The sequence below is a fragment of the bacterium genome (assembly GCA_023230585.1).
Classification (GTDB): Bacteria; Ratteibacteria; UBA8468; order B48-G9; family JAFGKM01; genus JALNXB01.
Window position 1 is genome coordinate 1 of record JALNXB010000018.1, and the last position, 12031, is coordinate 12031.

Below are 12031 nucleotides of genomic sequence, written 5' to 3' on the forward strand. Positions count from 1 at the left end.
AGCAAGACTGACAATGAAATGGCAGATATAGTACAAAAACAAAGAAGCAGGTTATTAAAAAAAATTATGCCTGTTTGTGACCCTTAATTATTTCAGGCTCATTATTTGACTGGAAAAGACTGTTGTTTGATATAATTGAGTATATCCCACTTACCATCAAACTGCCAGAGAGGCACTATGGAATTGTTCTGAAACAGAGGGTTCGATAAAGGTAATTGCGGGTATATCTTCTCACTCATTTCATAAAAAAACGTTCCCGGTATAGGCGAATACTCAGCAAGTTTAATTTTACACGAATACCCTTTAAGAATTTTAATAGATTCGATTACCTCTTCAGGTTTTTGCTCTGGTAGCCCAAGAAGAATATATACCCCTATATTTTCTTTATTAAAACCAGCATTTAAAAGCAGGTTAAGAGCATTTTCAAATTGGGTAAAAGTTGTCTTATAACTTGATTCTTCAGCCCTAAACGAAAAGACACTTTCAAGACTCAACCTCAAAGTCTTAAAACCATACTCCTTAAGAAGAGCCGATGTTTCTCTATTGATAAACTTTGAATGTAAACCGTTTGGAGTATGAAACCTAAGATTTCTTTTGTTACCATTAAGTTTTTTAAGTATTACTTCAAGATGTCTTTTAAAATTGAATAGTAGAGCGTCATCATAAAAAGCTATATCGTTGATATTAAAGGTATTTAGACTTTCCAAAGTTTCATCAACAATTGTGTCTATATCCCACGGAAGATAGGTAGGTTCTACCTTTTTTGTTCCGCAGTAATAACAATTAAAAGGGCACCCTGAAGAAGTTTTAAGGCATAAGTAAGAAAGTTTTTTGTAGACAGACCAGTCTGGGGAAAGTTGGTTATAATATTTGAGCGACACATTAAAATGGTTAGAAAACTCCTTACAAAAATTACTAAGATTTTTTCCTGAAAAAAGAAAATCTACTCCCAATGTTTTTGCATGAGATAAACAAAAATTAACATAAGTTCCACCCAAAACAATAGGTGTATTTGGAAAGTTTTCTCTACAAAAATTTATAACCTCTTCAACCCCTTTGTACCAGTATGTCATCCCAGAGGTAATAAAAATAAAATCAACATCAGGAATACTTTCCTTAAAACTTATAAAAGTCTCTAACGGAAGCCCAAACCTTCTGTATATTCTTGGAACATCCTTATATATTGAAGGTTTTATTTCACGACTGCTATAAAATTTCCCGCACCCATATACCTCTTTTCTTTTTATATCATCATAAAAAGGATGGTTTCTATCCATAAAATCAAAATAGTATGTTTCCCAACCATTCTTTTTGAATAAATCCACAAGATACAAAAAACCTAATGGTTTCATCCAAAGGTCGTACGTTGAAAAATCGTATATAGGAGGATTTATAAATAAGGCTTTCATAAATATAATCTTTCCCTTCCCACCCTTGTTTATCCTTACACTATTGCCTTCTACACGTCTACAGTACTGTCCTAACACCCCAATCTGTCATCATGAACTTGTTTCAGGATCTCTAACCTAACCCACGTAGCAGGAGTGATAAAAAACGAGTTTATCCCTACTGCCTTTCTCCTCTTTTAAACCATTTAACAATACAGGATACAAGTATTCTCTTTCACACTAAAAACATTTCTTGAATAATTTTATATATATTATATAATAAATAGTATTATGAAAAAAATAATCAATTCACTAAAAGAGTACGAAAGCATTAAAAATATCACAGGTCCCTTAATACTTGTTGAAGGGGTAGAAGGCGCAGGTTTCGGAGAACTGGTTGAAATAACCTCCCAGGACGGCGAAAAAAGGCTCGGTAAAATACTTGAAGTCCACAAGCAGAACGCACTTATACAGGTGTTTGAAGGCACAACTGGTTTAGGCACTCTAAAAACAAAAGTACGGTTTACAGGAAAATCCATAGAGTTTGGTATATCTCCAAAAGTTCTTGGTAGAGTGTTCACAGGGATGGGACAAGTTAGAGATGACGGACCAGAAATCATCCCCGAAAAATACCTAAATATAAACGGTTTCCCCATAAACCCCACAAGAAGAGATTACCCTTCTGAGTTTATCCAAACAGGTATATCATCAGTAGATGTTCTAAACAGTCTTGTTAGAGGTCAAAAACTCCCCATCTTTTCAGGAGCTGGATTACCTCACAACCTTCTTGCAACACAGATAGTCAAACAAGCAAAAATTTTGTCTGACAAAAAAGATGTAAAGTTTGCTATTGTTTTTGCAGCAATGGGTATAACTTTTGAAGAAGCAGAGTTTTTTCAGAAAGAGTTCAAAAAAGCAGGCGCAATAGAAAGGTGCGTAATTTTTATCAACCTTGCAGACGAACCCGCTATAGAAAGAATTTCTACACCGAGAGTCGCCTTAACTACCGCTGAATATCTTGCTTTTGAACAAGGGATGCATGTACTTATCATTCTTACAGATATGACAAACTACGCTGAAGCCCTTAGAGAAATATCAGCAGCAAGAAACGAAATACCCGGCAGACGTGGTTACCCATCTTATCTATACACCGACCTGTCAACTATTTATGAACGGGCAGGAAGAATAAAAGATAAAGAAGGTTCTGTCACACAGATAGCCATCTTAACTATGCCCGAAGACGACAAAACCCATCCAATACCAGACCTTACAGGGTATATCACTGAAGGGCAGATAATATTTTCAAGGCAGATGCACCTCAAAGGCATCTACCCTCCAATAGATGTACTTACTTCGCTTTCACGGCTTAGAGATAAAGGTATCGGCTTTAACAAAAAGACCAATACTGAATTAACAAGAGAAGACCATCCAGCCGTCGCAAGCCAATTGTTTGCTTCGTATGCACGCGGGAAAGAAGCAGAAGAACTATCTGTAGTACTTGGAGAAGCGTCCCTGTCTGAAACAGATATAGCGCACCTTAAATTCTCCAGAAAAATGGATGAAGAGTTTATAACTCAAGGTAAAGACGAAGAAAGAACAATAAAAGAATCTTTAGATAAAGGATGGTCACTACTTAGAACTCTGCCTAAACCTGAAATAAAAAGAATCCCTCCAGAAACAATGGAAAAATATTGGGAACCTAAACCTGATAAAAAATGAATATTAAAGTCAACCCCACAAGAATGGAGTTACTCAAACTGAGAAAGAGGGCTCAATTGGCACAACGAGGGCATAAACTCCTAAAAGATAAAGAAGAGCAACTTCTTATAGAGTTTAGGACACTTGTTGATGAAGTAAAAACTAAACGAAAAACAACCGAAAAGAAACTTTTAGAGTTCTACTCAGAGATGTTAAAATTTAAAGGGTTGGTAGACGAAAACGTTTGGGAAAGTTTATTGAGTACCCACCAGTTACAGACAGAGTTTAATGTTGAGATAAAAAGGTTGTTCAACATCCCGGTTACAAAAATAGATTTTAAAACCAACCCAGAAACACCTATAGAAGATTTTATGGTCTCGCCCTACTTCAGACAACTGGTTATCAACGGTAAAGAAATAGTCAACCAACTCCTTGAACTATATTTCATTGAAAATAAACTTATCAGTTTTGCTTCCGAGATAGAAAGAACCAGAAGGAGAGTTAACGCTCTTGAATTTGTTTTAATTCCCAACATAAACGATACAATAAAATTTATCTCTTTCAAACTAAACGAAAACGAGAGAACCTCTCTGGTTACCCTTAAACATATCCAACTAACCCGCCAAGAAAGTTAATAGAGTTGTGTGAATTGTTTAACTACTATAATAAAAATTATAAAGTCCGTGCCTTGTATTTAGTCACAGGGATACCTAATCTCAGAAAAATTTCTGCTTCTCAAAAGGTAAAAACAAATCTGACAATTTTTCTAATTTTTTAGATATATTTTTAAAAAACATTGCTTGCCTAAAATAAAACAATAAACTTTAAGGATAACTCTTACAGTATTAAATATTATCATGTTATTAAAACAATTTGATGATATAATATTAGAAATACTTCAAAAGATATGAATTGCCTTGAACTGAAATATTTGTAATGTTACAGAATTCATTATAGAGAAAAAAAGGGAGGACGAATAAATGAGTTTAAGTGCAAACATAAGTGAAAAAGCTGCTCTTATATGGGCTATTGCAGATAAATTAACAGGTGTTTATAAACCTCATGAATATGGTGAAGTAATTTTACCAATGACGGTAATACGCCGTTTTGATAGTGTTCTTGCAAATACAAAATCTGCTGTACTGGATAAGTACAAAAGCGTCAAGAATTTATCGATGCGTAGTGTGCTTCTTAGTAAAACTTCTGGTTATGATTTTTACAATACAAGCAAATATGATTTTGAGAAATTGCTCGACGACCCAGATAACATAGAAGCAAACTTTCGTGATTATTTAAACGGATTTTCAGAAAATGTAAGGGAGATTATAGAAAAATTCAAATTTGATGGACATATCACAACAATGTCAAACAAGGGTATCCTCTATATTGTCATTAAAGAGTTCACATCACCGAAAGCAAATCTACATCCAAACGATATTTCAAATCTGGAAATGGGGTACATATTCGAAGAAATAATCCGCAGATTTTCAGAATCTCATAACGAAGACGCAGGGCAACACTACACCCCGCGTGAAGTCATTGAACTGATGGTCAATATTTTATTCTATGATGACAACGATATTCTTTCTGGCAACAATATAGCAAAAACCATTTACGACCCTGCATGTGGAACAGGCGGAATGTTATCTGTTGCGGAGGAATATCTGCACCAATTAAACGCATCAACAGAACTTATATCTTTTGGGCAAGAAATCAACGACCAGACCTTTGCAATTTGTAAAGCAGATATGCTTATCAAGGGAAGCAATGCTGATTTCATTAAAGATGGGAACACGTTGTCTGATGACCAATTTTCCGGTCAGACCTTCGATTATATTTTATCAAATCCCCCCTTTGGACGAGAATGGAAAAATGAAAAAAACAAAGTAGAAACTGAATCTAAAAGAGGATTTGCTGGACGTTTTGGTGCAGGACTGCCCTCTATAGGTGATGGGCAGATGCTATTCCTTATGACTGCCATATCTAAAATGAAAGATAAAGAAGACGGAGGTAGCCGTATAACAATTATTCACAACGGCTCTCCCCTCTTTACCGGTGATGCAGGAAGCGGTCCATCAAACATACGTAAATACATATTGGAAAACGATTTGCTTGAAGCTATCGTTGCCTTGCCTAACGATATTTTTTACAATACAGGTATTGCTACTTATATTTGGGTATTGTCCAACAAGAAATCTGGCACAAAGCGTGAAGGTAAAGTACAACTTATCAACGCCAACAGTCTTTTTGAAAAACGTCGTAAGGCATTAGGCAACAAACGTAACGATATCCCAGAAACTGCCATTGAGGAAATAACAAAACTTTATGGAGATTTTAAATCAAGCGAAATAAGCAAAATATATGACAACGCCGAGTTTGGTTATACGAAAATTACAGTAGAACGTCCTTTATATGATGACAACGGCGAACCAGTACTAAAAAAAGACAAAAAACAGCCAGACGCTTCTTTGCGTGATACTGAAAATGTGCCTCTAACCGAGGATATTAAGGAATACTTCAAGCGTGAAGTATTACCCTTTGCTCCAGACGCTTGGATAAATAAAGCAAAATCCAAAGTTGGTTATGAAATCCCATTTACACGTTATTTTTATAAATATGAAACACCGAAGTCCTCTAAAGAAATTATGAAAGAAATTTTGGAGATTGAGAAAGAATTAGAAGGTGCTTTACCAGAGGTGTTTGACCTATGAGAGAGATGAAAGATAGTGGTGTGAAATGGATTGGGGAGATACCTGTTGATTGGGAGGTATGCCGATTTAAAAATGTCGCCCAACTCTTTACAGGTAATAGTATTAAAGACACTGATAAGGTGAATTATGAAGATGCAAGCGATGCCAGACCTTATTTAGCAACTAAAGATATTGATTTAATATTCGCAACTGTTAATTATGATAATGGATTATATGTGAAATATAATGACTTTTCTTTTAAGGTTGCACCAAAAGGGAGTACATTGATGTGCGTTGAAGGTGGTAGTGCAGGGAGAAAAAAAACTAAATTAGTACAGGATGTATCCTTTGTTAATAAATTATGCTGTTTTCAATCAAAAACTGTTAGTGGGGATTATTTACATTATTTTCTTTGCTCACCAAACTATGAAAGTGAATTCGCTAATAATTTAAGTGGTCTGATCGGTGGTGTCAGCACTTCAGCATTAAAAAACATACCCTTTTTACTTCCCCCACCAGAAGAACAACACCGCATCGCTGATTACCTTGACGACAAGTGTGCCAAAATTGATTCCATTATAGAACGAGAAGAGGCAGTTATTGAAAAACTGAAAAATTATAAGTTATCGATAATAACAGAAAAAGTTACAAAAGGGTTAAACCAAGATGTACCTATGAAGGATAGCGGTGTGGAATGGATTGGCAAGATACCAGAACATTGGAAAGTAGGGAAAATTAAATACGTTTCTACATTCAACCCGCCCAATATTATGAAGTTCGATAATTCATACCAAATTGGGTATGTTCCCATGGAGTATGTCAAAAACGGTTATATATTGCCACAAGTAATAGAATATGGGAAAATTCCCACCGGATTATCATATTTCGAAAATGGTGATATTGTAATTGCAAAAGTTACTCCATGTTTTGAAAATGGAAACATTGCAATTGCTTCAGGGCTATATAATGGTGTTGCATTTGGTAGCTCTGAACTGTTTGTTTTCAGATGTAAAAACATAAAGACAGAATTTTTATTTTTTATAATGCAAAATGAAATTTTTAAGAAACTATGCATATCCACGATGACCGGTACAGGAGGATTAAAACGTATCTCATCTACATTCATAAGGAATTACAAATTTGCTTATCCATCAATTGATGAGCAGAATACTATAATAGCTTTTCTTGACAGCAAATGTTCAAAAATTGATTCCATTATAGATAAAAAGCAAACTCTTATCACCAAACTTGCTGAATACAAAAAATCCCTTATTTACGAGGTAGTAACCGGAAAAAAGGAGGTATAAGATGCCCGATTTTGATGTGAAAGAAAGACGTTTTGAAGAAGATATCGAAACCTACCTTTGTACCGAAGGTGGTTACACAAAGGGTAACCCATCCTATTTTGACCGCAAACTGGCTCTGGACAAAGATACCTTTTTAACTTTTATTAAAACCAGTCAGCAAAAAAACTGGAAACGATATGAAAATATTTATGGTGTAGATAGCGAAAAACATATTATCGACCGTTTTTGCCGTGAGGTTAAAATGGTTGGTCTACTCCGTGTCTTTCGCCAAGGTTTTACAGACCGTGGCATCAAATTTCGTGCAGTATACTGGAAACCGGAAACATCTATTAACCCCACCACTATGGCTCAATATGGTTGTAATATTTTTCACTGCACGAGGCAGTTACACTACTCTGTTAGCAGTGAAAACAGCATTGATATCGTACTTTTCATAAACGGCATTCCTGTTGTATCAATGGAACTTAAATGCCAGTTTACAGGGCAAAATACTACAAATGCTATAAACCAATATAAATTTAATCGTGCAAGCAAAGATACCATCTTCGAATTCAAAAACCGTGTGTTGGTACATTTTGCCGTTGACCTAACAAATGTATATATGACCACCCGCTTAGAGGGTGAAAAGACCTGTTTTTTGCCCTTTAATCAAGGGAGCAACGGTGCAGGTAATGTCGGAAGCAAGGGCAACCCCATAAACCCTGACGGCTATGATACTGATTATTTGTGGAAGAAAGTACTATACAAAGAACGCTTATTAGAAATCATACATAAATATCTACATCTTGAGGTAGAAAAAGATGACAAACCAGACGAAACTAAATCCGAACGTATGATATTCCCACGTTACCATCAACTTGATGTTGTGACTAAACTGCTAAACGATGTAAAGACAAAAGGGGCAGGACACAATTATTTGATTCAACATAGTGCTGGCTCCGGCAAGTCAAACTCCATTGCGTGGCTCTCACATCGATTGACTGGTCTGCACGATACCAACAATGAAAAGATATTTCAGTCTGTTATTATTGTCACCGACCGCCGTGTGTTGGATTCACAACTTCAGAACACGGTATACCAATTTGACCATGTTGAAGGTGTCGTGCAAAAAGTAGATAGAAATGCACAGCAATTAAAAGACGCTATTAAAGCAGGTACAGGTATTATTATAACCACTCTACAAAAATTTCCTGTTATCTACAAGGAAGTCAAAGCCGAAAATAAGTGTTTTGCAGTAATTGTTGATGAAGCTCACTCTTCTCAAACTGGTATTGCTGCTAAAAAACTGAAATACGCCTTAGCTGATACCGAAAAGATTCTGGAAGAATACGCTGAAATGGAAAACAAAGACGAAGCAAACCGTAAAGATGATGAAGACAAGTTGCTGGATGAAATGGCTGCTCACGGCGCTCACGAGAATATCTCTTTCTTCGCCTTTACCTCTACACCTAAAGATAAGACGCTTAATATGTTTGGCTGGAAGGACGAAAATAGGAAATATCATCCGTTCCATATTTATTCTATGCGACAAGCCATTGAAGAACGGTTTATACTGGATGTTTTACAAAACTATATGACATATAAGATGTATTATAAAATTGTAAAGACAATTCCTGATAATCCTGAGTTTGATACCATTGCAGGAGTTAATGCTATTCAAAGATTTCAAACACTACACCCCCATAACATCTCTCAGAAGACCACTGTTATGCTGGAACACTTTTACAATGTAACTATACATAAAATCGGTGGTAAAGCAAAAGCTATGATTGTAACTCCATCACGTCTACACGCTGTACGTTATCTGCTGGAATTTAAACGTCAGATACAGCAAAAGGGATATACCGACCTTGATGTATTAGTTGCTTTCTCTGGAGAAGTTAAAGACGATGGTCAAACCTATACTGAAGAAAAAATGAATAAAACAAAATCAGGGAAAACTATAATAGAAAAAGCATTACCAGAAGCATTCAACTCAGATGATTTTGGAATATTGATTGTAGCTGAAAAATACCAGACGGGTTTTGATGAACCACTTCTTCACACTATGTTTGTAGATAAAAAACTCTCAGGCGTTAAAGCTGTACAGACACTCTCTCGGCTTAACCGCATTATGCACGGCAAGCAAGATACCTTTGTTTTGGACTTTGTGAACTCCACAGAAGATATAAGAAAATCTTTTGAGCCATACTATGAAGAAACAATTTTAGAAGAGAAAATAGCTCCCAACGTCATATACGACTTGAGGAATACTCTCGATGAGTTTCGAGTGTATCAACAAATGGAAATTGAACGTTTTGCAGAAATATTTTATTCCGATAAAAAACAGTCAGTAGGAGATATTGGAAAACTACAAGGAACAATAAAACCGGCTTTAGACCGTTATGACGCATTAGAATCAGAGAAGCAGAACTTATTTAAATCTACACTTGCGCGTTTCAACCGTATCTATACGTTCATCACACAAGTTTGTAGATTGTTTGATAAAGATATACACAAATTCAGCGTATATGTTAAATTCCTTTCTACTATGCTTCCAAAGGGAAGTGGAGATAGGGTGTTTGTTGATGACAAAATTATGCTTGAGTATTACCAGTTGGCAAAAGATTTTGAAGGAAACATTGGGCTTAAAAGTACTCAGGAGGGCTTCCGTCCAATTACAGGAGAATCCGGCAGACGCGAAAAGAAAAAAAGACCTTTAACCGTCCTTTTAGAGAGGATTAACGAAAAATACGGTACGGACTTCACTGAGATGGACAAGGTCCTGTTACAAATCGAAAATGATTATGCATCTGAAGAAAAATGGCAAAGTTACGCTAAAAACAATGATAGAAAAACCTTTATGCTTTTGTTTAAAAAAGATTTTCCAAAAATGGCTGCTACTCGCTATGAGCAAAACGATGATTTTTTTGTTAAAATGTTCTCTGATGCAGATATGATGAAACAGATAAGGGATAGCGTGGGAACTATGTTATACGAAAAATTAAAAAAGAAAGATTAGCAAAAAAAGCCCCCTCAGAGCCTGTAAGCCCTTCGGAGATGCTACTATCTGCCCAGTTTGTCATCCTGAACTTGTTTCAGGATCTCTCACTTAACCCACGTTGGGAATAGGCACAACGTAAAAAACGAGATTCCGGATCAAGTTCGGAATGACATGCAAGGGGAATCCTCGTCTTTATCATTACGTCTTTCGTTTTTGGTTAAGTTGCAAAATCTTGGGGACTTACTACCCCAAACATCCCCTTAGGGGAGAAGGCAAAAAGAGGGAGTGAGTAAATAACTCCCAATACGCTTCTCTTTTATGTTTTTATCCTTGCCTTTGTTTTTTCCCTCTTATTTCTGAAAACCAGTGTGGCAGACTACCTGCTCTAAACGATGTTTACTGAGAACTCACTGATTATTTAAACTTGCTCTGTTTCTTTGAGTAACTCAAGGATGGTATTGGCAAGAATATCACCTGTTTCCGGCGACATCTTACTCCAGAAAGCGGTAGTTGTTTCGTGTCCACCTTTCCGCGCAAAAGCCTCTTTGGTTGGAATATATCCCAACCAACCATTAGCCAGAGTAACAATGTAGGTATAAGGTTTTCCGTTTTTTTCCTTTATTCGCAACTGATGTTCAACAAAATACTCGCAGGGCACAGAAGCAAAAGTGGTCTTGCCGAGCCTGCACACCTGAACTATAACATCAATATGTCCACCTTTTTTATGAAGGCCACGCAACAATTCCAACGAGTGGTCATACCAACCTTTCTCAACAAGTGAACGTAGTACTCCAGTAAACAATGACGGATTCTTTACCGAAGCTTCTAGTTCATCAAGTTTGCGTAAGGGAAGAGAAAGTTTCTTTTCTCTGGAGACAACCTTCCAATCAGCCTCAAATTCCGTAATGCTATCTATAAGTTTCCTTACATCTGAAGCCAGATTTGCACCTGTACTTTCAACAGGACCGCTGTTTATATTACCGCACGCACCACACAGGAAAACACAATCCGCCCCATATTTATCTTTCACATCCTTGTAAATAATACCCGGGTAGTCAGAAGATACATTTCCCATTTTTCTATTTGCATGGGCGGAAAAATTAACAATAACACCAAGCATTTTGCCATCCATATTTTTTACGCATAATGTTGCAACCTCAGGGTCAATAGGTCCTTCACAGCAAAGTATCTCATCAGTTGTAGGAGTAATTAAAGGTTGAGTAATAACAGTGCCATCCCGTCTTATATACCTTCTGTTGTAAGAAACCCTGTCTTCATATCCTGATGCCACCCCACAAACCACAGGTTCTCTTCGCTCCCAAGCGGATATAACTGCATCAGCCCCTTTCTGTATCATTGTTTCAATGTAAGGTTCTTCTTTTTTAAAATGTCCACGCTCAACCACCGCGGGACATGCGTGGTTATGAGTTGTAGACACCATAAGATTTGAAGGAAGAATATCTGTGTTAGCCGCTACAATATCTCTAATTTTATTTACGTACTCCCATTCAGCAATGACAATATCCAGAGAGAGAAAAGCAAATTTCTCTATGCCGTCATCAAACACTGCTGCATGAGCAAAAATAGGGTCAATTATATTGTCTACTTGCCCAAAATAAGTTCTTATCGGAAAATAATCCGGACTTATATCTATCTGTGCAAAACCTGCCTTCATTTTTATCTCCTATGATACAAATTCTAAAATATTGTACATCCATAAACCTTATACTCATTTAATAAACTATTAAAATCTTATCATCTTTATATAAAAAAAACAATATTTCTACCTCCTCCCCCAACCAAACTATCGTCCAATTTTGTCATCTATGAAAAAGTAGTAAAAACGAGATTCCGGATCAAGTCCAGAATGACATGCAAGGGGAATCCTCGTCTTTATCATTACATCTTTAGTTTTTGGTTAGGTTGCAAAATCTCCTCCACCTACGCTAAAATGCAAGCTTCGGC

General features: G+C 36.4%; 7 protein-coding genes. 5 read left to right on the forward strand and 2 right to left on the reverse strand.

Annotation, left to right across the window (positions count from 1 at the left end):
• Positions 1-101: 101 nt before the first annotated feature.
• Positions 102-1409, reverse strand: a complete 1308-nt coding sequence (locus M0P98_04600; GenBank protein ID MCK9266150.1) for a radical SAM protein — start codon at positions 1407-1409, stop codon at positions 102-104.
• 270 nt (positions 1410-1679) lie between these two features.
• Here M0P98_04600 and M0P98_04605 point away from each other — a divergent pair, with 270 nt between their 5' ends.
• From M0P98_04605 to M0P98_04625, 5 genes are all read left to right on the forward strand, one after another.
• A complete protein-coding gene (locus tag M0P98_04605; protein ID MCK9266151.1) occupies positions 1680-3107 on the forward strand; it encodes a V-type ATP synthase subunit B in 1428 nt (475 codons plus the stop codon).
• A complete protein-coding gene (locus M0P98_04610) occupies positions 3104-3721 on the forward strand; it encodes a V-type ATP synthase subunit D (GenBank protein ID MCK9266152.1) in 618 nt (205 codons plus the stop codon). Before M0P98_04605 ends, M0P98_04610 begins: the two co-directional genes overlap by 4 nt.
• 345 nt (positions 3722-4066) lie before the next feature.
• Positions 4067-5797 (forward strand): type I restriction-modification system subunit M, encoded by a 1731-nt coding sequence (locus M0P98_04615; protein ID MCK9266153.1) that lies wholly within the window; start codon positions 4067-4069, stop codon positions 5795-5797.
• Positions 5794-7083, forward strand: coding sequence for a restriction endonuclease subunit S (locus M0P98_04620; GenBank protein MCK9266154.1), 1290 nt, complete (start codon positions 5794-5796; stop codon positions 7081-7083). Before M0P98_04615 ends, M0P98_04620 begins: the two co-directional genes overlap by 4 nt.
• Position 7084: 1 nt before the next feature.
• A complete protein-coding gene (locus M0P98_04625) occupies positions 7085-10084 on the forward strand; it encodes a type I restriction endonuclease (protein MCK9266155.1) in 3000 nt (999 codons plus the stop codon).
• A 400-nt stretch (positions 10085-10484) separates the two neighbouring features.
• Here M0P98_04625 and M0P98_04630 read toward each other — a convergent pair whose 3' ends face one another.
• Entirely contained in the window at positions 10485-11741 is a 1257-nt protein-coding gene (locus M0P98_04630) for a hypothetical protein (GenBank protein ID MCK9266156.1), read from the reverse strand.
• Positions 11742-12031 lie beyond the last annotated feature (290 nt).